The 22,409-nt window shown below is 47.3% G+C and carries 24 protein-coding genes; 14 read left to right on the forward strand and 10 right to left on the reverse strand.

Annotated elements, in window-relative coordinates:
- Positions 1-70 precede the first annotated feature (70 nt).
- Together K3G25_RS17680 and K3G25_RS17685 are read right to left on the reverse strand one after the other, a co-directional pair.
- Positions 71-943 (reverse strand): DMT family transporter, encoded by an 873-nt coding sequence (locus K3G25_RS17680; protein WP_014417048.1) that lies wholly within the window; start codon positions 941-943, stop codon positions 71-73.
- A gap of 215 nt (positions 944-1,158) precedes the next feature.
- Positions 1,159-1,980: a MerR family transcriptional regulator gene (locus tag K3G25_RS17685; RefSeq protein ID WP_232489445.1), complete on the reverse strand. Its 822-nt coding sequence runs from the start codon at positions 1,978-1,980 to the stop codon at positions 1,159-1,161.
- 131 nt (positions 1,981-2,111) lie between these two features.
- On the opposite strand from K3G25_RS17685, the gene K3G25_RS17690 reads away from it, so the two are divergent.
- Together K3G25_RS17690 and K3G25_RS17695 are read left to right on the forward strand one after the other, a co-directional pair.
- Complete coding sequence (locus K3G25_RS17690) at positions 2,112-2,570, forward strand: spermine/spermidine acetyltransferase (RefSeq protein WP_021495023.1); 459 nt, start codon at positions 2,112-2,114, stop codon at positions 2,568-2,570.
- A gap of 157 nt (positions 2,571-2,727) precedes the next feature.
- Complete coding sequence (locus tag K3G25_RS17695; RefSeq protein WP_021495024.1) at positions 2,728-3,471, forward strand: sulfite exporter TauE/SafE family protein; 744 nt, start codon at positions 2,728-2,730, stop codon at positions 3,469-3,471.
- Between the two features lie 42 nt (positions 3,472-3,513).
- Here K3G25_RS17695 and K3G25_RS17700 read toward each other — a convergent pair whose 3' ends face one another.
- The gene (locus K3G25_RS17700; RefSeq protein ID WP_014417044.1) at positions 3,514-4,353 is read right to left on the reverse strand and encodes a helix-turn-helix transcriptional regulator; all 840 of its coding nucleotides are present in this window, start codon (positions 4,351-4,353) and stop codon (positions 3,514-3,516) included.
- A gap of 108 nt (positions 4,354-4,461) precedes the next feature.
- Between K3G25_RS17700 and fabF the strand changes: the two genes are divergently transcribed.
- Entirely contained in the window at positions 4,462-5,697 is a 1,236-nt protein-coding gene (gene fabF, locus K3G25_RS17705; RefSeq protein WP_021495025.1) for a beta-ketoacyl-ACP synthase II, read from the forward strand.
- Positions 5,698-5,725: 28 nt separating this feature from the next.
- Here the strand turns inward: fabF and K3G25_RS17710 are convergent, their stop codons facing one another.
- Positions 5,726-6,937 carry a Bcr/CflA family efflux MFS transporter gene (locus tag K3G25_RS17710; RefSeq protein WP_094296441.1) on the reverse strand — a complete coding sequence of 404 codons (1,212 nt, stop codon included), beginning with the start codon at positions 6,935-6,937 and terminating at the stop codon, positions 5,726-5,728.
- Between the two features lie 146 nt (positions 6,938-7,083).
- Positions 7,084-8,217 (reverse strand): glycerol dehydrogenase, encoded by a 1,134-nt coding sequence (locus K3G25_RS17715; RefSeq protein ID WP_232489446.1) that lies wholly within the window; start codon positions 8,215-8,217, stop codon positions 7,084-7,086.
- 282 nt (positions 8,218-8,499) lie between these two features.
- Between K3G25_RS17715 and K3G25_RS17720 the strand changes: the two genes are divergently transcribed.
- The 4 genes from K3G25_RS17720 to K3G25_RS17735 all read left to right on the forward strand — a co-directional run bounded on the left by K3G25_RS17720 (position 8,500) and on the right by K3G25_RS17735 (position 12,713).
- Complete coding sequence (locus K3G25_RS17720; RefSeq protein WP_003156057.1) at positions 8,500-9,357, forward strand: YitT family protein; 858 nt, start codon at positions 8,500-8,502, stop codon at positions 9,355-9,357.
- Positions 9,358-9,473: 116 nt separating this feature from the next.
- Entirely contained in the window at positions 9,474-10,001 is a 528-nt protein-coding gene (locus K3G25_RS17725) for a GNAT family N-acetyltransferase (RefSeq protein ID WP_022552674.1), read from the forward strand.
- 219 nt (positions 10,002-10,220) lie between these two features.
- Positions 10,221-11,852 carry a ribosomal protection-like ABC-F family protein gene (gene abc-f / locus K3G25_RS17730; protein WP_022552673.1) on the forward strand — a complete coding sequence of 544 codons (1,632 nt, stop codon included), beginning with the start codon at positions 10,221-10,223 and terminating at the stop codon, positions 11,850-11,852.
- 138 nt (positions 11,853-11,990) lie between these two features.
- A complete protein-coding gene (locus K3G25_RS17735) occupies positions 11,991-12,713 on the forward strand; it encodes a gamma-glutamyl-gamma-aminobutyrate hydrolase family protein (RefSeq protein WP_232489447.1) in 723 nt (240 codons plus the stop codon).
- 33 nt (positions 12,714-12,746) lie between these two features.
- Here K3G25_RS17735 and K3G25_RS17740 read toward each other — a convergent pair whose 3' ends face one another.
- The 5 genes from K3G25_RS17740 to K3G25_RS17755 form a co-directional block, all read right to left on the reverse strand.
- The gene (locus tag K3G25_RS17740) at positions 12,747-14,900 is read right to left on the reverse strand and encodes an MMPL family transporter (RefSeq protein ID WP_232489448.1); all 2,154 of its coding nucleotides are present in this window, start codon (positions 14,898-14,900) and stop codon (positions 12,747-12,749) included.
- Positions 14,901-14,998: 98 nt separating this feature from the next.
- Positions 14,999-15,634, reverse strand: a complete 636-nt coding sequence (locus tag K3G25_RS17745; protein ID WP_014417035.1) for a two-component system response regulator YdfI — start codon at positions 15,632-15,634, stop codon at positions 14,999-15,001.
- Complete coding sequence (locus tag K3G25_RS17750) at positions 15,627-16,844, reverse strand: sensor histidine kinase (RefSeq protein ID WP_269770602.1); 1,218 nt, start codon at positions 16,842-16,844, stop codon at positions 15,627-15,629. The genes K3G25_RS17745 and K3G25_RS17750 overlap by 8 nt, the downstream gene beginning before the upstream one ends.
- A gap of 154 nt (positions 16,845-16,998) precedes the next feature.
- Complete coding sequence (locus K3G25_RS20785; RefSeq protein WP_014417033.1) at positions 16,999-17,121, reverse strand: maltose O-acetyltransferase; 123 nt, start codon at positions 17,119-17,121, stop codon at positions 16,999-17,001.
- 118 nt (positions 17,122-17,239) lie between these two features.
- Positions 17,240-17,494, reverse strand: coding sequence for a maltose acetyltransferase domain-containing protein (locus tag K3G25_RS17755; RefSeq protein ID WP_014417032.1), 255 nt, complete (start codon positions 17,492-17,494; stop codon positions 17,240-17,242).
- 146 nt (positions 17,495-17,640) lie between these two features.
- Here K3G25_RS17755 and K3G25_RS17760 point away from each other — a divergent pair, with 146 nt between their 5' ends.
- From K3G25_RS17760 to K3G25_RS17790, 7 genes are all read left to right on the forward strand, one after another.
- Positions 17,641-18,678, forward strand: coding sequence for an ROK family protein (locus K3G25_RS17760; protein WP_014417031.1), 1,038 nt, complete (start codon positions 17,641-17,643; stop codon positions 18,676-18,678).
- Positions 18,675-19,889 carry an MFS transporter gene (locus K3G25_RS17765; RefSeq protein ID WP_109566733.1) on the forward strand — a complete coding sequence of 405 codons (1,215 nt, stop codon included), beginning with the start codon at positions 18,675-18,677 and terminating at the stop codon, positions 19,887-19,889. Before K3G25_RS17760 ends, K3G25_RS17765 begins: the two co-directional genes overlap by 4 nt.
- A 150-nt stretch (positions 19,890-20,039) precedes the next feature.
- Positions 20,040-20,285, forward strand: a complete 246-nt coding sequence (locus K3G25_RS17770; protein ID WP_007409324.1) for a hypothetical protein — start codon at positions 20,040-20,042, stop codon at positions 20,283-20,285.
- A 17-nt stretch (positions 20,286-20,302) separates the two neighbouring features.
- The gene (locus tag K3G25_RS17775; RefSeq protein WP_232489449.1) at positions 20,303-20,671 is read left to right on the forward strand and encodes a spore coat protein; all 369 of its coding nucleotides are present in this window, start codon (positions 20,303-20,305) and stop codon (positions 20,669-20,671) included.
- Positions 20,672-20,689: 18 nt separating this feature from the next.
- Positions 20,690-21,826 carry a zinc-dependent alcohol dehydrogenase gene (locus tag K3G25_RS17780; protein ID WP_014417028.1) on the forward strand — a complete coding sequence of 379 codons (1,137 nt, stop codon included), beginning with the start codon at positions 20,690-20,692 and terminating at the stop codon, positions 21,824-21,826.
- Between the two features lie 18 nt (positions 21,827-21,844).
- Positions 21,845-22,051 carry a hypothetical protein gene (locus tag K3G25_RS17785; protein ID WP_014417027.1) on the forward strand — a complete coding sequence of 69 codons (207 nt, stop codon included), beginning with the start codon at positions 21,845-21,847 and terminating at the stop codon, positions 22,049-22,051.
- A gap of 7 nt (positions 22,052-22,058) precedes the next feature.
- Complete coding sequence (locus tag K3G25_RS17790; RefSeq protein ID WP_014417026.1) at positions 22,059-22,358, forward strand: spore coat protein; 300 nt, start codon at positions 22,059-22,061, stop codon at positions 22,356-22,358.
- The last annotated feature ends 51 nt before the right edge of the window (positions 22,359-22,409 follow it).

Consider the following 22,409-nt stretch of genomic DNA (forward strand, 5'->3'; position numbering starts at 1 on the left):
ATGGAGGGGCGAATCCTGCCGGGAAAACAGAAAAAAGCCATTCATTTGCTGAATGGCTTTTTTTCATTTTCTATTTTTCTTTCATGACGAGAACGACGCCTGAAACAATAAGGGCCGCCCCGATCCAGAAGGTTCCTCCGATCGTCTCTCCCAGCAGCAGCCAGCCGAGCAATGTCCCGGAAAGCGGCTGAAAGAAGAAAAACAGACCGCCGCTTGCCGCATTCAGCAATTGCAATCCGCGATTCCAAAGCATGAACGCGCAGGCGGTTGAGATCACACCCAAATATAAAAGTCCGCCCCATATCTCAGGCCGGGCAAGCTGAGACAAAGGAATCTCCTGAAGCGGGCCCGCTGTAAACGGGGTCAGGATGACAAATGCGACGCAAATGGAATACGTTGTGACGACAAGCGGTGAGTAATGGCCGGGAACCCGTTTCATCAGCACGGACATCAAAGCCCATGTCAGCGCCGCAGCCAGAAGCGAGAGACCGCCGAGCTGGCTCGACATATCGAGATCTCCGTTCCCCACAATGAGCAATACTCCGATCGTCGCCAGCCCTGTCGATATTCCTTTTTTCAGCGTTAACCGCTCTTTCAACATCAGCCGGGCAAATACAACCATAAATGCGGGAGTGGATGCCGTAATAATCGCACCCATCTGCGCGGTTGATAATTTCGTGCCGATTTCCTGCGTGACGATCGAAATCGTGTTGCCGATCAATCCGATCGCAGCGATCAGTAATAAATCACGTTTATGAACTTTCCAGGATTGGCGTGTAAACAAACTGAGAATCAAAAGCGAAAGAAGCGCCACCGCATATCTCAGCCATACCAGTTCAAGCGGCGGAATGACCGCTACCACAACTTTTACAACGACATACATACCTCCCCAGATACTGGCGGCCAATGTCAAATAAATCGAACCGAACAATGTATTTTTCAATTTGATGCACCCTCCGTTATCATATTAGGTCACGTCATATGCCCTAACGGAGAGAAGCGCAGTCACTTTCCTCCATTAAGGGCGGAGAAGTGCTGCCGGTACATCATGTTCAAATAAGGGCGCTAGAAACATATCGTGTTTCACCTCAATTGCAATCTGATTTTTCTCATTATACAAGGTTTGTTAGAAGACGTAAACGAACGGCGGCACCGGCTTTATCGATTGCGGACTTGCAGCTGGATTCTTGTGATCTGATTGTCAAACCCGTCCGCCACAACCTCATCAAACATATATTCTTCATATGCATAATCGCCCATTTCCAGCCCATACTCTTCAATAAACTGCATGATGCTGCGGTAAGCCGCTTCCGCTTCATCCCCTATTTGGTACCCGACGGCATAAAGCCCTTTCGGCTTGATATGGAGGACTCTATTCTCTATGCCTTCTTCTGTCTTCATATAAAAATGGGTGTAGTTGTAGAATTCTTTTTTCAGAATCTGCTCCCGCGCAAACAGTCCGCCGACCGGATGCCCCTGATCGAGTTCATGTACCCGCATATAGCGGATCAATTCGGAAATGGCGGCAGTGTATTGCCGTTCTGGCAAATGGAGTACGGGTCGTCCTATCATAAGTGTCTCTTCATCTAATCGCTGCAATGAGACGGAGGAAAAGTCTGTCTCCAAGGCTTGTTCGGTCAGCTTCACCTTTGTCTGAATCATCCTTTGCAGGTGCTCCAGCTTTTTGATTTTGCTTTCGATTTCTGAAGATTTCTCTTTTAAAAGCGTGATGATACCTTCAGGAGTTTTGTCTGTTAAGAGCGGTTTGATCTGCTTTAAGGGCACGCCGACCTCCTTAAACAGACCGATGACCTGGAACAGTTCGAATTGATGATAGGAATAGTATCTGTATCCATTCGCTTTTTTGATTTCCGGAGAAAGCAGGCCGATCTCGTCATAATGGAACAGGGTTTGTTTTTTTACGTGGCACAGTTTTGCAAATTCACCCGTTGTGAAGTATTTTCTGACGTCTTCGCTCATAATGCCTCCTTGACTATACGGTAACCATATCCTTTATGATGATCATTGTATCCGAGAGAAAGCTGATTCACAAATGGCTTACGCAATGAAAGCTTTACCGTCTCAAAAAAAGCGGAAGAGGAGTAACAAGTATGACGATTGAAATCAGAACAGTCACGGAAGAAAACCGTGCCGATATACTGGCGCTTCATGTAAGTGAAAGCCAGACTTCATTTATTGAAACCGCGGAAGAGTGCTTACAAGATGCTGAGGATTGCCGGCATTATCAGCCGGCCGGTCTTTATGTTAACGGGGAATTGGTCGGCTTTGCCATGTACGGATGGTTTCCGGAATATGATGAGGAAAATGAAAACGGCAGAGTGTGGCTTGACCGTTTTTTTATTGATGAACGTTATCAGGGACGGGGATTGGGCAAGCTGTTGCTTGATGCCCTAATCCGTCATCTCGCTCAAATATATGATTGCAGACGGATTTATTTAAGCCTGTTTGAAGATAACGTCCACGCATTGCGGCTTTATCAAAAATTCGGCTTCTTATTCAATGGAGAGCTGGACTCAAACGGGGAAAAAGTGATGGTGAAAGAGCTGTAAACCCTCTGTATAAAAGCGATTCGGCTTCTTGCCAATACCTTAAATTTGAGGTAACATAAAGATATTAGACGACGGTCGACGGACTACGGTCGATTATTAGAACCTGATACAGCGGAGCGGAACATGGTGATCAGGCATCTAAATGGAGGAGAAGATTGTGCTTATTATACTCGTTATGTTTCTTCTCGGGATTATTCTCGGGTTTATCGGCGCCGGGGGAGCCGGTTTTGTCATTGCACTTTTAACTATACTGTTTCACGTACCGATTCATACGGCTTTGGGCACCTCCCTCGCCGGAATGGCTTTCACAAGTTTGTCGGGGGCTTTCAGCCACTACCGTGAAGGCAATATTCAGATGAAGATCGGCCTCATCGTCGGCGTTTTTGCGGCATTCGGTTCGTTTTTCGGGGCAAGGCTTACTTCCCTTATCCCCGCAGATTTGCTGCATTACTTGACGGCGGGCATGCTGTTTTTATCTGCTCTGCTTATTTTAGTCCGGTTATTTATTGTAAAAGAAACACATGAAGATTCCGGACGGCAAAGCAATCTGAATATATGGGTGAAAGCCGTTGTACTCGGTGTCATCGCAGGAATCTTGTCCGGAACATTCGGGATCGGCTCTGCCCCTTTCATCCAAATCGGCTTAATGATTCTTTTGCGCTTATCCATCCGCCAGTCGGTCGGCACCACCATGCTTGTCATTATCCCGCTTGCGGTCGGCGGAGGACTCGGTTATGTGACGGAAGGATTTGTCGATTATATGCTGTTGGTCAAAGTGCTGATCGGAACGATGTGCGGCGCATATGTCGGAGCGAAATTCACCAACCTCGTGCCGAAAGTCATTCTGAAATCAGCCATCTTTTTAACACCGGCCATCGCCGGTCTCATGCTTTTATTTTAAACTGAAAACGGGAGGCGGCCGCCTCCCGTTTTTTTCTGTTCTTCACCTGTTTTCGAAGAGCTTTTTCAGCTTTGCTTCCGTTTCGGTATGATCTACCGGCGTATACACACTGCAGCGCAGATCACTGTTGCCCTGAACCTGAAATGAAGTCAGGTTAAAGACCATTTTTCCCGCCTTCGCGTGGCGGAACTCAATTAATACTTCGGGTGCCGAGCTGACTTCGCTCTCATTCCACAGCGTATGAAATTCCGAATACGTTTTCTCCATTTCTTCTATAAACTGAGAATACCACGTATCAGCTACATACTGGCCGTAATACGTTCTGAAAATGGCGATGAATCCTTTCACAAAGTGCTCCCAGTTCACGGCTAAACTTCTTAATTCTTTTCTGGAAAACAATAGCTCTATGAGATTCCGTTTTTCAGGAGGAATTTGTTCAAAATCTAAAAACACGTGAGCCGCGGCCTGGTTCCATCCTACGATATGACACCGCCTGTCCGAGATAATGGTGGGACAATAACGGAGCTCCTGCAGGATTTTTGAAAGCGACGGGCTGATAACCGCTTCTTCCTCCGCGGTAAACGGCTGCTTCACGCCCTCCTCAATGGCAAGCGCGTATAAATAATTTCTCTCATCTTTGTTGAGCTGCAGCGCATCGGAAACGGCGTCCAATACGGCTGCGGACACTTTAATATCTCTGCCCTGCTCCAGCCACGTATACCACGTGGTGCTTACGCCGGCTAATTGCGCGACCTCTTCTCTTCGGAGTCCGGGCGTTCTTCTCCGTGTGCCCATCGGCAGCCCGGCCATCTGCGGAGAAATTTTGGCCCGCTGCGTTTTTAAAAACTCTGAAAGCGCCTGTAATCTTCCTTCTGGTATCATACCGAATCTCTCCTCTCTTACCCTGGTATTCATTATACTAGGATAATCAACAACTTGTAATAGGATAATTGCGAGTTACAATAAATACATACTGAAGGAGGAATGACCATGAAAAGAGTTGTGATCACCGGAATGGGAGTGATTTCACCTCTCGGCAATGATGTGCATACATTTTGGAAACACCTGACGGAAGGAAAATCGGGAATCTCTTTCATCGATTCGTTTGATGTCTCCGGTTCAAAGACAAAAATAGCCGGCACCGTCCGTGATTTTGACGCAGAAGAAAGATGGGGCAGAAAAGAAGCGAGACGGCTTGACCGTTTCAGCCAGTTTGCTTTAGCGGCAGCGGAACAGGCGCTTGAAAGCTCCGGGATTCAGCTCGATCAGATTGACCGTGAACGCCTCGGCGTGTACGTCGGTTCGGGAATCGGCGGCATCACGACTTTGATTGATAACGTTCATACTTTAAATGAACGGGGAGCGCGAAAAGTGAGCCCGAGCCTTGTCCCCATGATGATCTCAAACGCGGCCGCCGCTCAAATCAGCATCAGATTAGGCGCGCTCGGCCCCTCACTTTCTCCCGTCACCGCGTGTTCCATCGGCAATACGTCGATCGGGGAAGCATTCAACGCCATTCGGAATGATGACGCAGATATCATGTTTGCCGGGGGAGCGGAAGCGGCGATTACGAATTTGTCATTAGCCAGCTTCGGCAATGCCCACGCGCTGTCAGCGAGAAACGAAGACCCCGCCGCGGCAAGCCGGCCGTTTGACGCGGATCGCGATGGGTTTGTCATGAGTGAAGGCGCGGGCATCTTAGTATTGGAATCATTGGATAGCGCAATCGGCAGAAATGCCCCGATCCTTTGTGAGGTGCTCGGCTACGGCGCAAGCTCTGACGCCTATCATATGGTAGCCTCCCATCCGGAAGGAACGGGCGCATACCTGGCGATGAAAAACGCTTTGAAAAAGGCGAACGTTTCAGCGGAAGACATTGATGTCGTAAGCGCCCATGCGACAAGCACAAAAGCCGGAGATCTTTCTGAAACATTGGCCATCAAGACATTATTCGGGGAGCTTGCCTATGACATTCCAGTTACGGCCAACAAATCAATGCTCGGCCACATGCTTGGCGCGGCAGGCGGCGTTGAAGCCATCGCTCTGACAGAAAGCCTGAGACACGGCATCATTCCGCCGACGATCAATCTGCAGCACCCTGATTCGGCATGTGATTTGGACTATGTAGCAGACGGGCCCCGCCAGCAATCGTTAACGATCGGCCTTTCCAACTCATTCGGCTTTGGCGGGCATAATTCGGCGATCGTGCTGAAGAAATATGAATAGCGGGCATCAAAAAAAGGAATGAATCATTTCACTCCTTTTTTGCTTTCTCCGGTTTTGTTGTTAAGGCGAAAAAAGCGATGGAACCGATAACGGATGTCGTAAACATGATCGCCCCCATCGGGACGGCCGTCGCTTCATTCATCCCCACAAGCGGCGACACGATGGAACCGAGAAGAAGCGGAAGCATGCCGAGCAGTGCGCTTGCGCTTCCCGCGCGGTGTCCCTGCTTTTCCATCGCCAATGTAAAGGTGCTTGTCAGCGTCATGCCGATCGTAATCATATAAATAAAAATGGAAATTACCAGTGCCGCCAGCGGCCCGTGAATGATCGTCATGACGAGCAGAACGGCAGTCGCCGTCATCGCTGTAATCACGCCGATTCTCAGCAGGCTTTTTTCGTGAATGATCCCGCCGAAACGCCCGATGATAAAGCTTCCGGTAATGATCGCCAGACCGTTTATGCCGAATAAAACACTGAATACCTGAGGCGATACTCCGTAAATATCCTGATACACGAAAGGCGTTCCGGAGACATACGCAAAGCTCCCGCCGTGAATAAAACCGACCGTCAGCGCATAGCCGATAAATGACCGATCCTTCAGCAGGCTTCCCATTGTCCGCACGGAATTTCCGATGGAGCTCGGAATCCGCTTTTCCGGCGGCAGGGTTTCTGTCAGCTTGAGCGCAATGATGATTACAAGCAAAAAACCGATAAACGTTAAAAAGAGAAAAATCGTATGCCATGATGCAAACGGAAGCAGTAAAATCGCGCCTCCCGTCATCGGCGCCACCATCGGCGCGACGGCGGTAATGACCATCAGCAGCGAGAAAAATTTAGAAAGCTCTCTTCCCGTAAACACATCTCTGACGATTGCACGGGATAAAACGAGTCCTGCCGAAGCGGTGAACCCTTGAAGAAAACGGGCAATCACTAGTGTTGCAATGTTCGGTGCAAGCGCGCAAAACAGAGAAAACAACGCAAATAAAAAAATACATAGTAATAACGGTTTTCTTCTTCCCTTCGCGTCACTTAACGGGCCGACAACAACCTGTCCGATTGTCAGTCCGATCAGACAAGCGGTTAAACTGAGCTGGACAAGCGAAGCGCGGGCGCTTAAATCTTCGGCGATTTCAGGGAAACTCGGCAGATACATATCTATATTGAGCGGCCCCAGTATCGCAAGCATTCCGAGAAGAAAAGCAAGCGCAAGCCGCTCCTTACCGGTCGGATTATGCAGCATATCGTTCCCACCTTTCCTTTGTCAATCTCTCAAAACATTTGTATATTGTATCATAATTTTTTCTTTATTTTTAAAAGTTTTCAAAGGGCATAAAAAAAACCAAGGGCTGTAACAGCCCTTGGTTCCGGGTCACGCGGTAAAAGGTTTTACGCGTGTTTTTCTTTAAATGCTTTTGCGTATTGATCAGCCGCTATAATGGCATCCGCCACGTCGTCAGCCGTCACGTCAAAAGCGGCATGAATCGTTTCTTCTTCAATCGTCGCGGCTTCTGCCACTTTCATAATGTCCTCTTTAGATGAGTCTTTCAATTTGATGTCTTCAAGTGTGACAGGCAGCCCCAAGCTGATATAAAACGCGGTATACCGCTCAATTTCCTCAAGCGAACGTTTTTCCAGCGCCAATTGAACGAGCGTGCCGAATGCCACTTTTTCACCGTGGGTCAAGTGATGGATTTCACCTTCAAGCGCGGTAAATCCGTTATGAATGGCATGTGCCGCAGCTAAGCCGCCGCTTTCAAATCCCAGTCCGCTCAGAAGTGTATTGGCTTCAACCACCGCTTCCAATGCGGGCGTAACGGCTTTCGCTTTCACAGACTCATAAGCGAGACGGCCGTATTTGAATAACACCGCTTCACATTTTTCCGCGATAGCTTCTCCGGCGATGGTAGGAATTCCGCCTGCCATCGTTTTACCGCCATTGGCGATGACACTGCGCGCCTCTATCCACGTCGCCATCGCATCGGCAATCCCTGATGCTAAAAAGCGCGGCGGAGCTTCCGCGACGATTTTCGTATCGACCAGAACCAAGTCAGGATTCTTATGATAGAAACGATAGTTTTCGAACGCGCCTTGTTCAGAATATACGACAGACAGCCCGCTTGTCGGAGCATCCGTTGAAGCGGCCGTCGGCACGATAACGGTGTAGCCGTTTATTTCATCTGATACGGCTTTGGCCGTATCAAGCGTTTTACCGCCGCCGACTCCGATGACAATAGTCGCGCCTGCTTTTTCTGCGATGCCGGCAATTCTTTTCATTTCTTCCTGGGAGGCTTCGCCGTTGAAAACCGCCTCTTCAGAAGAAATATTGCTTTTCTTTAATTCAGCCGTCACCTTGTGGCCCGCGATATCCCATACGGTTTTGTCCGCAATGACGACGGCTTTTTCACCAACGCCCTCCAGATGTCCGCCGATCGTTTCAATGGCGTTTTTTCCCTGCACGTATTTGGCCGGACTGATAAAAATTCGTTCCAATGTCATCATCCCTTCTTCGTTGTCTTTCATTACATTTCTCTTATTGATAGAGCAGAAATGAAAACTCTTCTGATATAATTCCTCGTTTTAACTTGATTTAAACCTCATATACACTGCAGAAAAATCAATTTTCACGGCATTGACAAGATGTGAAGGTGTCTATATAATCTTCGATATTGAAGCTGATCATTCTTTACTGAATGAACAAACGAGATTGTGAATGATTCGTCTTAAAAATTATTTAGTTCTGCTGGATAATTTTTGAGGCGTTTTTGTTTTTTATATATTTTTGACTGCAGAGGAGGTTTGCACATGAAGAACATTTGCAAGGATATACTGATGATTATGGCCGGAGCCTTTCTTATTGCGGCGTCCGTGGAATTTTTCGTCATCCCGAATCATTTAGGGGACGGCAGCACCGTGGGAATCGCTCTCGTGTTATATTATCTTTTCCATATACCTGCAAGTATTACGACTCTGGTTGTAAATTTGATTTTTATCGGGCTGGCTTATAAATTTTTAACGAAAAAAACGATTTTATACACGATACTCGGTACGGGGATGACTTCTGTTTTTCTCAGCATCGTCAGCTTTATTCCGTTCGGCGTGCACGACATGGTGCTCGGGATTGTATTCGGCGCTCTGCTGATGGGAGCGGGGCTGGCATTGATCTTTATCGCTGACGGATCTACCGGCGGGACCACGCTTTTGGCGTATTTATTGAATTACACAAAGGGCTTTAACATCTCGAAAAGCATGTTTTATATGGATTGTGTCATCATTTTCGCATCCGTTTTAGCGATCGGCATCAATCACATGCTGTATACGTTTATATTCGTATATCTGTGCGCCAAAATCGTCGATATTGTCATTGAGGGTTTCCATAATAAAAAAGCCCTCACCATTATGTCTGACCAATACGAAGAAATCGCCAAAGCCATCACCTCTGAGTACGGCAACGCGGCGACGATTTTTTACGGATACGGGTATTACGGCAGCAAAGACAAGCGCATTATCTATGTCGTCATTAAAAAGAACGAATTGCTGAAAATCAAAAAACATGTTCAAAAAATTGACCCGAAATCATTTATCGTTATTCATGAAGTAAAAGAAGCTGTCGGAGGGCAATTCGGATTTACAAACCTGCCCGCCGCCGCAAATGAAAAATAATCGCCTGCAGTGTATAGCTGCAGGCTTTTTTTATTCGGCTCTTCTCCGCTCAAAGGTTTTTACATCTTTCAATCGAAGTAGTAAATGAAATCTTTTTTGATGGAGGAACATAAAAAATGAATATCAAAACTGACAGGCTCGTCATTCGGACATTTGAGCCGGAAGATTGGCAGGATGTCTATGCGTACACGTCAAATCCGAATGTCATGAAATATATACCAGAGGGTGTCTTTACCGAAGAAGATGCCAGGAAATTCGTTACTGAAAACAGCGGTGAACATGCCCGGAAGTTTCCCGTTTTATTGAAGGATGAGAAAACGGTCATTGGCCACATTGCTTTTTTTCAGTATTTTGGCGATCATACGTATGAAATCGGCTGGGTGTTTCACCCGGAATACCAGGGCAAAGGATATGCTTCAGAGGCGGCGCGCGCCGTGCTGGCATTCGGGTTTAACAAGATGAACTTACACCGGATCATTGCGACATGTCAGCCGGAAAACACGGCTTCGCACCGAGTGATGGAAAAGATCGGGATGAGACGGGAAGGCTTTTTTAAAAAATGCATCCCCCATGATAATGAATGGTGGGATGAATATTATTATGCCGTTTTAGAAGAAGAGTGGGAAGCCTCCAATCTGGAATAAAAAGGCTTATACCCTTTGCTTTTACAGATAAGTGTGTGCTACACTGTTTGTAACAAATACGAAGGGATGATGGGTGGACAATGATTAACTAATCCTATTTTCTATACGATACGAAAGCTATGTGAAAATAGCTTATTTGATCATGCACAGGTACGGCTAATCCTTCCAAATCAATTGGGAGGATTTTTTTGTCCTCCCTTTAAAGCGAGGGATTGACATATGAAAGAAATGTTAAAAATAAGCGGCATCAGTTATGAAATCAACAGCGTTCCCCTTTTTGAACAGATCAGCGCGAGCGTTCAGCAAGGTGACATCATCGGCGTTATCGGTAAAAACGGCGCCGGCAAATCGTTATTGCTGCAATTGATCTGCAATCAAAAAGCGCCGTCACAAGGACAGATTCAGATGATGCAAGATGTGAACATATATATGGTGGAACAAGAAACGGAAGCTTATGATTCCGGCCATCCGGAGCCTGCGGAGGCAGCCTTGTTAGAAAAGTGGAACGTGCCCGCACGCGCCTTTTCGCAATTGAGCGGCGGAGAAAAACTGAAAGCCCGTCTTGCCAAAGGTTTCTCCTCCTCAAGCAGCCTTTTATTATTAGATGAGCCGACGAACCACCTCGATCAGCACAGTTTAGAAATACTGCTGAATCAGATCAAGAATTACAAAGGCACCATTATTTTCGTTTCGCATGATCGTGCTTTTATAGATGCAGCGGCGACAAAAATCTGGGCCATCGAAGGAAAGAAACTCATTGAACATAAAGGGAATTATTCAAGCTATATGGAGGTCCGCAAACAGAGAAGGCTGACACAGCAGCGGGAATATGAGAATCAGCAAAATATGATCAGACGGATTGAAGCTCAAATGAACGAGCTGAGCGCCTGGTCGAAAAAAGCCCACGCCCAATCAACGAAAATAGAAGGCTTTAAAGAATACCATCGTGTAAAAGCAAAACGCACCGACGCCCAGATTAAATCAAAGCAGAAGCGTCTTGAAAAAGAGCTTGAAAAAGCGAAAGCAGAACCGGTTGAAGCGGAGTATGAAGTCCGTTTTTCCATTGAGCACCGCAAAAAAGCGGGAAAGCGTTTTTTAGAAGTAAGTGATGTCACAAAGTCATATGACGGCCGAACGCTTTTCAAAAACGTGAATTTCACTGTGATGCACGGTGAAAAGATCGCGATTACAGGCCCGAACGGCAGCGGGAAAACAACATTATTGAAGGTCATCCTCGGTCAGGAAAAAGCACAGGACGGCAGCATATGGATTTCTCCGTCTGCAAACGTCGGATATTTAACCCAGGAAGTATTCGACCTCCCGCTTGATAAAACCCCCGAACAGCTTTTTTACAAAGAAACGTTCGAAGCAAGGGGAAATGTTCAATCCCTCATGAAGCATTTAGGATTTACCGCAGCGCAATGGACGGAACCCATCGGCAAGATGAGCATGGGAGAGCGGGTCAAATGCAAACTGATGGCGTTTATTTTAGAGGAGAAAGATGTGCTGATTCTGGATGAGCCGACAAACCACCTTGATCTGCCGTCACGCGAGCAGCTTGAAGACACTTTGGCCCGATACGACGGAACGCTTATCATCGTATCTCATGATCGTTACTTTCTCGAAAAGACGACGGACATCCGGCTTGATATCTCAAATGGCAGCGTCCGAAAACAATGGAAAGAATCCCCCTCTGTCAGGGACGATGCTGAAGAACTGCGATTAAAGCTTGAAACCGAACGGCAGGAAGTCCTCGGAAAACTCAGCTTCATGACTCCGGCTGATAAACAATATCGTGAGCTTGATCAAAAATTCAAAGAGCTGACGGAAGAAATCAAGAAATTGAAATGAATGTAAAAACCCGTGATTGTCACGGGTTTTATTTTGGAAAGTTCACGTATCATGAAGAATAATTTCAAACTGATTTGTACAACCTACGTTCAGATTCATACGAGAAGGTTCAGAAAGAAAGGTTCAGGTGAACGCTGGATGGCCAAACGCATCGGAATTACGGGAAACATTATGGCTGATCAATCCGGTCCTTTCCCGGGTTATAATCGGGCATATGTCAATAATGATTATATTCAGTCTGTTTCTGAGGCCGGCGGTGTGCCGTTTATACTGCCGGTGATTCAAGAGACGGCGCTTGTAAAGGAACAGGTCTCTCATGTTGACGGGATCATTCTGTCCGGCGGCCAGGACATAGACCCGCTGTTTTACGGCGAAGAACCTTTACAGGCTTTAAGAAAGATCTTTCCTGATCGGGACGCCTACGAGAAGGAGCTGATTCTCACGGCGGTTGCTTTAGAAAAGCCGATTCTGGCCATCTGCCGGGGGATGCATATGTTAAACGTCACTTACGGGGGAACTTTATATCAGGATCTGACACACGCTTCATTTGCTGAAATCAAGCACGATCAAGAAAAAGATCCGCCGTTAAAAACCCATCATGTTTCCTTTGAAAAAGGGACACGTCTCCATTCTTTGTTTGGCGATTCAGCGCGGGTGAATTCATTCCATCACCAGATCATAAAAGAAACGGCGCCTTCGTTTAAAGCCGCGGCTTATGCGAAAGACGGGGCCATTGAAGCGATTGAACGGACAGGTGAATTATTTGTCGTCGGCGTGCAATGGCATCCTGAAATGCTGACAAAAAAACATGAAGACATGAAAAAGCTTTTTTCTCTTTTCATGAATGCGATCAGCACATAAAAAAAGCAGATCATAACGATCTGCTTTTTCATTTTATTCTTCCGGTTTCTCCGGTGTTTTGCCTTGTGTCAGCTTATGGCCTTCGATATCCACGTTCGGAATGATTTTATCCAACCACTTCGGCAAGTACCAGGCCGCATGTCCCATCAGCTTCATGACACTCGGAATAATGGTCATTCTTACAATGAACGCATCAAAAAGAACACCGAAGGTCATTGCCAAGCCCATGGATTTGATCGTAGCTTCTCCCGCAAAGATGAACCCCGCAAAGACGAAAATCATGATCAGTCCCGCCGCTGTTACGACAGGTCCGCTATGTTTCAATCCGGCATGGATGGCTTGTACCGGATTTTTTGTTTTGACATATTCTTCTCTCATTCTGCTGACAAGGAATACTTGATAATCCATCGCCAGTCCGAAAAGAATACCGATCGCTAAAATAGGCAGGAAGGCGAGAATCGGGCCTTTTTCCGGAATGCTGAGCAAGCCGGTGAAATTCCCATCCTGCAATATGAATACCGATAACCCGAGTGTAGCGGTCATCGTCAGCAAAAAGCCGACGACGGCGGCAAGGGGCACGAGAAGCGAGCGGAAAACAACGGTCAGCAATACAAACGCAAACCCGACAATGAGAATGGCGAATTCCGGAATGGCATCGTTTAACCGATCTGAAATATCAATGTTCACCGCGGTTGACCCGGTGACGAGCAGGCGGATGCCGTTTTTGTCTGATCGTTTCCGTATATCCTGCACTAACTCTTTCGTTGCCTTATCATTCGGCCCGGTTTCAGGCACTGCCGTAATAATGGCATAGTTCCCTTTTTCGTTCGGCATGGCCGGTGTGACGCTCGCCACATTGTGCAAGTCCTTCATTTCGTTCACGGCGTCTTGAAATGCTTCACTTTTGTTCCCCTTGACCCCTTTTGCATCGGCAACAATTGTCAGCTTGCCGTTAAAGCCCTCGCCGAATCCTTTAGACAAAAGATCATAGGCGCGGCGATCCGGGCTGTCTTTCGCTTTCATTCCCGCATCAGGCAGCCCCAGCTCTAAATGCATGGCCGGCAGACTGATGACGGCTAAAAGAATAATGCTGAAAATGCTTAACAGAATAGGCTTCTTTGTAACGAAGCGCCCCCAGGCATTCGTGTCGGCGCTTTTCTTTTCTTTCTTCTTGTATGATTTCGGAATCATCCGTTTTCCTGCGATTGACAACACCGCAGGCACCAGCGTAACAGAAGCCGATACAGCCATCAGCACACTGAGTGCCGCAGTCAATCCCATGGCAGACATGAACGGAATGCCGACAACGGTCAATCCGCAAAGCGCGACGATCACGGTCAGTCCCGCAAAAACGACGGCGCTGCCAGCCGTTCCCGCGGCTTTAGCGATCGATTCATTTTTTTGTACACCTTCGCCCAAAAACTGACGATGCTTCGTAAAGATAAACAGCGCATAATCAATCCCGACGGCCAGTCCGATCATTCCGGATAATGAGAAACTGACCGAGGCTATCGTAAAGAACTGTGTCCCGATTAACGTCAGCGCGACGCTTACGCCTAACCCAATCAGGGCCGTGACAATCGGAAGCCCCGCTATGACTAATGAACCAAACGTAATAGCCAGTACGACGAATGCCAGCACAACGCCGACAATTTCAGATACACCGCCGATTTCAACACCGGCCCCCGGCACATCGCCGCTGAGCTCCGTCTGCAGACCTTTGTCTCCTGCGGCGGACAGACTGTGTTTAATATGTGAAACAGACGCATCCGTAATGTCATCCGCCGCTTTTTTGTACGTAATATCGGCATATGCCACTGATCCGTCTTTAGAAATGGTTCCTGTCTCAAAAGGACTTGCAATCGAAGCGACTGAATGATCTGTTTTGATCTTCTTTAATGTCTCTTCAATCGCTTGTTTTTCCGGTTTTGACGTCAATTTCTTCCCGTCTTCAGCTCCGAAAATAACCCGTATGCTTCCTTTATCGGGACCCTTTGAAAATTCTTTTTGAATCATATCCATCGCCTTTTCAGAAGGTGTGTCGGGAATTGACATATCCTCAGAAAAAGCAGGTTTTAACGAGATGGCGATCACAATCGAAACGATCAGTATCACGAGCCACGCACTGATCATTTTTAATCGATTGCGGGCAGACCATCCCCCTAATTTATATAAAAAACCAGACATCGAATACTCCTCTCCAATCATTACTTTCTGCCTAATTGTAGTTCACATTCACATAAAAAAAACGTACATAGGGGCATGTACGTTTGGGCAGTTTTTCATTATATATTCAGTTTCAGAATGCCTTTTTGCATGGCAATGGTGACGGCTTCCGTCCGCGAATCAGCGCCTAATTTGTTATAAATCGATGTTAATCTCGCTTTTACCGTCCGCTCTGAGATTCCTAAATCGAAGGCGATCGCTTTGCTTTTATGTCCTTGCGCAACGGCTTGCAGAACTATGATTTCCTTTTCCGTCAGCTGTGTTTCATTGGCATTTGCCCGTTCCATTTTCATTTCCCGGAAACGCCGCAAGATGTCCGGCTGCAGAAGCACTTCTCCCCTGACCGCCGCATCCATCGTATGAAATAAGGTTTCTGAGCTTGTGTCCTTCAGCAGATAACCGTTCGCGCCTGATTCGATGCCTTCTATCATCAGATGATCTTCATTATAGGTCGTCAAAATAATGATCGGCACATCAGAATGCTCTTTTATCTGTTTAATGGCTTCCAGCCCGCTCATTTCCGGCATGTACAGATCCATGAGAATGACATCGGGCTTTAGTTCCTCTGCGAGGCGGACGGCGGTTTTCCCGTTTTCCGCTTCTCCCGTTATGGTGTAATGGTCATTTGTTTCTATCAAAAGCTTCAGACCTTCTCTGACGACAAGATGGTCATCTGCTATTAACACTTTATACATGTTCCGCCTCTCCCTGAATTGGTATGATGATCTCAATTTGAGTCCCCGCTGATCTGGCGCTTGTTATACGGAAAGTGCCGTTCATCATATTGACGCGTTCTTGTATCCCAAGCAGCCCGTAATGACCGCTTTTTCTCATTTCTGTTCCGGCATCAAAGCCTTTCCCGTCATCTTTGACGGTTATGCGGATCTGTCTCTCTTCTTCCCGAACGGACACCCAGACATTCTTTGCTTCTGCATGCTTGGCGGCGTTTGTCAGGCCTTCTCCGATCATGTAATGGCAATTCTCCGCCGTATGAACGTCAAGCACATGATGCACGCTGTAATCTAAAAAACAAGACAGCCCGGAGGCTTCTGTAAAATGGTTGATTTGTTCAGTGATGCTTTCTTTTAAGAACCCGATCTCTTCTGATTTGCTGCGAAGGTTGTCAATGGCCGAGCGCGCATCAGCCAATGTGCCCTTCACTCTTTCCATTGACTGGCTGATGATGTCTTTCGCTCTGTCAGTGTTATCTTTCGAAAGATGAACTTGCACCGCTTCAAGCTGCATATGCAAGCTGACCAATCCTTGGGCAAGCGTATCGTGCAAATCTCTCGCCATCCGCTGTCTTTCATTCTGAAGCGTCAGCTGTTTCACTTGCCGGTGAGCGAGCTCTAATTTTTCAAGCGTCATCTGTGTTTTTATTTTTTCATCAACTTGCGCGAAAAATGTGGCCGCATACGTGATAATCACGATCATGATGGGAGCGGCGATAACGATGAAACGCAGCAGATGATGCGGATGCTCCTGATGCAGGGCTGTTATGGACATTAAAATGAAAAGATAGAGTATGAGCAGCGTTTTTCCCTTATCCGACATTCCGATAATCTGCCCAATTAAAAAGGCATAGAGACCGATCACCAGCGCGATATAGCCGCCGGTCATCAAGTTAGCCGATGTATATATGATAAATCCCTGTATGATGAAATAAAGAAACGTCTTTTTCTTCACCCAGCGATGGGAATGCCAGTGCAGCACGGTAAAAATGACGATCAATATCGTGAATAACAGCTGCAAAAAAACCGTCCAGCTTTCATAAATGTACTGCAAAGAGACTGATGCGGCATATACCATTAAAATAAACGCCAGACCGGGCACCCGAAGCGCAAGCATATGCAATGAGCGTCTGTCACGGGAGACGTAGTCTTCTTGATGTTTTGTACCAAACAATCTCTGTCCACTTCCTTTTAGCCGACCGGCCTCACGAGGTTTTATTCTATTTGTCATCATACCATATGTGCCTTCTTCTCACCTTCCCCTTCTGTCCCTGCGTGACGGGTGAAAGAAAAAACAGCCTGCGGGATTGTTCGCAAGCTGTTTTTGTTCATATCTTTTTTATGACCTTCCCCGGGTTTCCGGCCATGACGGGGTTTGGCGGGACGTCTTTCGTAACGACTGTACCGGCCGCAATGACGGAGTTTTCGCCGATGGTGACGAAAAATGACACAGCTGCCTCCGATCGTAATCGGAATGCCGTAACCGCTTTTATTTCTTCCTCCCGGCTGTATAGATCCCGACATTCGGCCCTATCATACAGTTATCGCCTATTCGCACGTCAGCCATGTCTAAATGGTGCAATTACAGCCGGCATAAAAATGATCACCGACATGAATATTGGTTCCGATATCACAGTGAAAGTTATGCTCGATGCCCGGTTTTTCCCCTGCCGTCCCGAACAATTCTCTGATGAGCGCTTCTTTTGTTTCAAACGCTTCCGGATCGGCGTCGTTTAATTCCCGGACAAGCCTATGCGCCCGGATGTTTTTCTTCCTCAGCTCTTCCGTTTCGCGTTCATAATAGATTTTGTTATCAGAACTCATGTGTCGAGCCTCCATTTTCAGCAAGGATATTCTGTTTATTCTCCGCTTGAAAACAATGTTAACCCGTCTTGACTGATTCGGTAAGTATATTTTAAACTACTTTTAATAAGTCTTTTAAAAAGTGATTAATAAAGGGGTGCGGAATCATGGCAAATACCATTAATAATACATCCATTGTAAAAAAAACGAATGAAGAAACAATCATTGAAGCGCTGCTGAAAACGGATGCGGCCACCATTTCCTTTCTCTCTCAACAAACAGGGCTCAGCGCCGCCACGTGCGGAAACATTTTACATGAATTAAAAGAACGCGGCGAAGTTATGGAACTGGAACCGAGCGCCTCAACAGGCGGAAGAAAAGCAAGGCAGTTTACGTTAAATGCGGACAGTCATTTGGTACTCGGCATATCCGTTAAAACAGAAGGCGGCGTCCATTCGATTGACGTCGCGCTGGCAGATTGGCACGGTGACTATATTGAAAAAGACAGCCACTTTTATGATGTCATCAATTATGACGTCATCGAACGGCTTACTGACGAATGGATAAGGCGGTTTCCCAATATAAAGGCGATCGGCATGGGGGTTCAGGGTGTGGTCAGCCACGGCATCATCGGCATTTGTGACACTGAAGAGCTGTGTGATATCCCGATGCAGGAAAGACTTGAAGCCAGACATTCTGTCAAGGTCAATGTAGAAAACGAGATGCATTACGCTTTGTACGGATTTTATCGCGATCAGCAATATTCCGTCCCGAAAACCATCGCCATGGCCGCATTTGTCAAAGACAACCCTCCGGGAGCGCGCTTCGTTATAGACGGGCGCTTAGTCAAAGGCAATACGCAATTCGCCGGAGAAATTTCTTATATTCCATTTGAAACGACACGGAAGCAGCAGCTTGAAAAGCTCTATTCACCTGATTCTTTTCCGGAACTGGCTGTTAAGATGACAAGCGCCATGATTTCAATCATCAATCCGCAGGCCATTGCGTTTATCGGAGAATTATCAAAGGGATTGGATATGGAACAGGTTTATGAAGCATGCTCCGCTTTTGTCCCGAAAGAACACATGCCCGAGCTGATTCTCATAGATGACATCCAGCCCTATTATCAAAAAGGATTGATTGCCATCACATTAAAATCTCTGCGTTTTCCGCTTCATTTGGCAGAGAGGGAACTGATTTCATGAGTAAACAGGGCATTCAAAAATGGAAACTTTCCCTTTTTATTATTTTTTCGCTGCCCGGACTTGCTTTCTCATCCTGGATTTCCCGCACGCCTGAAGTCAGAGAAACGCTGAAAGCCTCGACTTCAGTGATGGGATTGATTATTTTCGGCCTTGCATGCGGCTCATTAATCGGTCTGTTAAGCGCCAGCCGGATCATCTCGCGGAAGGGAACCAGATTCGCAGCTCTGATCAGTGTTCTGATTGTCATTATCGGGATATTCGTCATCAGCGCAGGTGTTTTTGCCGCTTTCAAAAGCATCGTATTTGCCGGACTGATCATCTTCGGGCTCGGCTACGGACTTGCGGAAGTGGCCCTTAATGTAGATGGTTCCGCCCTTGAACGCGCCGCCGGGAAAACCATGATGCCCGCATTGCACGCATCGTTCAGCGCCGGCACATTGATAGGCGCGGGACTCTCCTCTCTCGCTATTTTATTCAAGGTTCCCGTGCTCGTTCACCTGCTGCTCATTGCCGGAATTGAGTTTATCCTGATTTTTACTTTCTTCCGGTTTCTGCCGGAGGACACCGGGAAAGAAGATGCCGTCTCAAGGCGGCAGGAAGTCTCAAGCGAAAAGCCGGAAAACGTCTGGACAGAGCCGCGCACACTGCTGATCGGGCTCATCGTGCTCGGAATGGCTTTCGCAGAAGGGTCGGCCAATGACTGGCTTCCGCTCACCATGACGGATGGTTTTCACGTGACGCACGCGCAAGGCACGGCGGTTTACGGGGTCTTCCTCACCGCTATGCTGATCGCCCGCATCTTTGGCGGGGCATTTTTGGACCGGTACGGACGCGTGCCCGTTCTTCGTCTCTGCACCGCCGTCAGTGTCATCGGACTTTCCCTTGTAATTTTCAGCGGAAACCTCACAGCAGCCGTAATCGGCGTCTTTCTTTGGGGAATCGGCGCCTCCCTCGGCTTCCCGGTCGGCCTTTCCGCAGCCGGCGATGACCCAAAAGGAGCAGTTAAGCGGGTCGGAGCAATCTCCTTCGTCGGCTACTGCGCCTTCTTAGTCGGCCCTCCCGTTCTCGGACTGCTCGGTGAAGAATTCGGCCTTGTTAAAGCACTGATCATCGTACTGATCGGCATCGTGCTCAGCGGGCTCGTCTCCCGCGCGGCAAAACCGCCCGCGCATCAGAAAAACGTTCATGACACCAACAGCCATTCCATGTGAACAAGAGGAAGCGATTGTGCTTCCTCTTTTTTTTGATGCACCGTCAGGCTTTTTCTCCGCTTTTTCTTACAAACAAAATTTGTAAGACTAGAGCTCTTTTCTCAGGGGAAATTAATTACGTATTTTTAGAAAGGGAGGTTTCAGACGATTATGGAAAAGCGTGAATTAGCGGCTCACGAGTCGCTGGACTTACATGAAATCATTAACTTCAAGACGCTTTGTGTAGCGAAATCCAAGCTCATGCAAGGGCTTGTGTTTGATCAGGATCTGAAAACGTTAATGGAAAAAGACGTTCAGCAAGCCTCTCAAGACCTGGCTGATCTGCAGGCGGTTTATGAACGGGCAACGTTTCAGGCTCCCGTTCCTCAAAACCGGCCGACTTCGATCATCAATTGAAAGGAAGGTAAGCATCATTGAATCATGACCATTTAGATCCGATCAATTCATTACATGTCCCTGAACTTGCGGATATGACATTCGCAATGGATTTTCTCATACGCGCCAAAGAAGGCGTCAGAAATACCGCCGTCGCTTTAACAGAAACCGCTTCACCTGATGTAAGAGCTTTGCTGCGCAAACAGCTCATGCAGGGAATCGCGATGCATCAGGAGATAACAGACTTGATGGTCAGCAAAAAGTGGTTTCACCCGCATGATTTGAGCGAACAGTATAAATTGGATCAGCTCTCTGCAAAAAATACCCTCATGGTCGGAAGCATGAACCTGTTTCCCGTTGAAACAAACAGAAAAGGGATGTTTGACCGCACACCTGATGATCACTAACACTGGAGGTATTACAGCATGAAGGCCGTAACGTATCAAGGAGTGAAAAACGTCGTTGTCAAAGACGTGCCTGATCCGAAGATTGAAAAACACGATGACATGATTATAAAAGTCACAAGTACGGCAATTTGCGGATCAGATTTACATTTAATCCACGGACTCATCCCGAATTTGCAGGAAGACTACATCATCGGCCATGAACCGATGGGCATCGTGGAAGAAACCGGTCCCGGCGTGACGAAAGTCAAAAAAGGCGACCGCGTCATTATTCCTTTTAATATCGCCTGCGGAGAATGCGTTTATTGTAAGAATCACCTGGAAAGCCAGTGTGATCAATCAAATGAGAACGGCGATATAGGCGCTTATTTCGGCTATTCAGGAAATGCCGGCGGCTATCCGGGAGGCCAGGCCGAATATTTGCGCGTTCCATTTGCGAACTTTACCCACTTTAAAGTTCCCGAAACATGCGAAGAACCGGATGAGAAACTGAGTGTTATTTCCGATGCGATGACAACCGGCTTTTGGAGCGTCGACAATGCCGGCGTAAAAGAAGGCGATACAGTTATCGTTCTCGGCTGCGGGCCCGTGGGCCTTTTCGCTCAAAAATTCTGCTGGTTAAAGGGAGCGAAACGCGTAATAGCCGTAGACTATGTCAACTACCGTCTCCAGCATGCGAAACGGACGAATAAAGTAGAAATCGTGAACTTCGAAGACCACGAAAATACAGGCAGCTACCTGAAGGAAATCACCAAAGGCGGCGCCGACGTTGTCATTGACGCCGTCGGCATGGACGGAAAAATGACGGATCTCGAGTTCCTCGCCAGCGGATTAAAACTTCAGGGCGGGGCGATGAGCGCATTGGTCATCGCGTCCCAAGCGGTGCGAAAAGGGGGAACAATCCAGATTACGGGTGTGTACGGCGGCAGATACAACGGGTTTCCCCTTGGCGATATCATGCAGCGGAACGTCAATATCCGATCAGGACAAGCTCCGGTCATCCACTATATGCCGTATATGTTTGAATTGGTGTCAACCGGCAAAATTGATCCAGGCGATGTTGTAAGCCATGTCATTCCGCTCAGTGAAGCGAAGCACGGCTATGAGATGTTTGACACGAAAACAGATGATTGTATTAAAGTTGTACTCAAACCTTAAAGAACGGAGGCTACAGAAATGGCCAGCGCCTTACATGAATTACTCGAAATTCAGGAGATGGCTTCTTTTAAGTCACTTTGTCTGACGAAATCCAAAACCATGAAAGCGCTCGTATCCGATCCGCAGCTGAAAGAAATCATGCAGCAGGATGTGGATACATCAACAAGGCAATTGCAGGAATTTGCCTCGATTTTATCTGATGCACAGCATGAAATGAGGAGATGAATCACGAATGAATCCGATTATTGAATACTTGACGGGAATGAATGCACTGACAGACCAAATTGTCGCAATGGATTTATTGAATTCGGCAAAAAGCGGTGTCAGAAACTATGCGATGGCGGCGACGGAAGCCGGAACGCCTGAAGTGAAAGCGATCCTCACCCGGCACTTAGAAGAAGCCCTTGACATGCACGAGCAAATCTCACGCTATATGATGGAAAAAGGCTGGTATCACCCGTGGAACACAAATGAACAAGTCCGGCTCAATTTGCAAAATATTGATACGGCGCTCCGCCTGCCCGTCCTATAAATCGTTTTGCTGCTGAGACAGCACCCCTGACTCAAGCTTCAGTATTTCAAA

Origin of the sequence: Bacillus sp. FCW2 (genome assembly GCF_021228595.1) — a bacterium.
Lineage (GTDB): Bacteria > Bacillota > Bacilli > Bacillales > Bacillaceae > Bacillus > Bacillus velezensis.

Coding starts and splice junctions, on each gene's coding strand:
- K3G25_RS17685 (WP_232489445.1), bottom strand. CDS start 1,980: ATGAGCGAAGACGTCAGAAAATACTTCACAACGGGTGAATTTGCAAAA.
- K3G25_RS17690 (WP_021495023.1), top strand. CDS start 2,112: ATGACGATTGAAATCAGAACAGTCACGGAAGAAAACCGTGCCGATATA.
- K3G25_RS17700 (WP_014417044.1), bottom strand. CDS start 4,353: ATGATACCAGAAGGAAGATTACAGGCGCTTTCAGAGTTTTTAAAAACG.
- fabF (WP_021495025.1), top strand. CDS start 4,462: ATGAAAAGAGTTGTGATCACCGGAATGGGAGTGATTTCACCTCTCGGC.
- K3G25_RS17710 (WP_094296441.1), bottom strand. CDS start 6,937: ATGCTGCATAATCCGACCGGTAAGGAGCGGCTTGCGCTTGCTTTTCTT.
- K3G25_RS17715 (WP_232489446.1), bottom strand. CDS start 8,217: ATGAAAGACAACGAAGAAGGGATGATGACATTGGAACGAATTTTTATC.
- K3G25_RS17720 (WP_003156057.1), top strand. CDS start 8,500: ATGAAGAACATTTGCAAGGATATACTGATGATTATGGCCGGAGCCTTT.
- K3G25_RS17725 (WP_022552674.1), top strand. CDS start 9,474: ATGAATATCAAAACTGACAGGCTCGTCATTCGGACATTTGAGCCGGAA.
- abc-f (WP_022552673.1), top strand. CDS start 10,221: ATGAAAGAAATGTTAAAAATAAGCGGCATCAGTTATGAAATCAACAGC.
- K3G25_RS17735 (WP_232489447.1), top strand. CDS start 11,991: ATGGCCAAACGCATCGGAATTACGGGAAACATTATGGCTGATCAATCC.
- K3G25_RS17740 (WP_232489448.1), bottom strand. CDS start 14,900: ATGTCTGGTTTTTTATATAAATTAGGGGGATGGTCTGCCCGCAATCGA.
- K3G25_RS17745 (WP_014417035.1), bottom strand. CDS start 15,634: ATGTATAAAGTGTTAATAGCAGATGACCATCTTGTCGTCAGAGAAGGT.
- K3G25_RS17755 (WP_014417032.1), bottom strand. CDS start 17,494: ATGAGTTCTGATAACAAAATCTATTATGAACGCGAAACGGAAGAGCTG.
- K3G25_RS17760 (WP_014417031.1), top strand. CDS start 17,641: ATGGCAAATACCATTAATAATACATCCATTGTAAAAAAAACGAATGAA.
- K3G25_RS17765 (WP_109566733.1), top strand. CDS start 18,675: ATGAGTAAACAGGGCATTCAAAAATGGAAACTTTCCCTTTTTATTATT.
- K3G25_RS17770 (WP_007409324.1), top strand. CDS start 20,040: ATGGAAAAGCGTGAATTAGCGGCTCACGAGTCGCTGGACTTACATGAA.
- K3G25_RS17780 (WP_014417028.1), top strand. CDS start 20,690: ATGAAGGCCGTAACGTATCAAGGAGTGAAAAACGTCGTTGTCAAAGAC.
- K3G25_RS17785 (WP_014417027.1), top strand. CDS start 21,845: ATGGCCAGCGCCTTACATGAATTACTCGAAATTCAGGAGATGGCTTCT.
- K3G25_RS17790 (WP_014417026.1), top strand. CDS start 22,059: ATGAATCCGATTATTGAATACTTGACGGGAATGAATGCACTGACAGAC.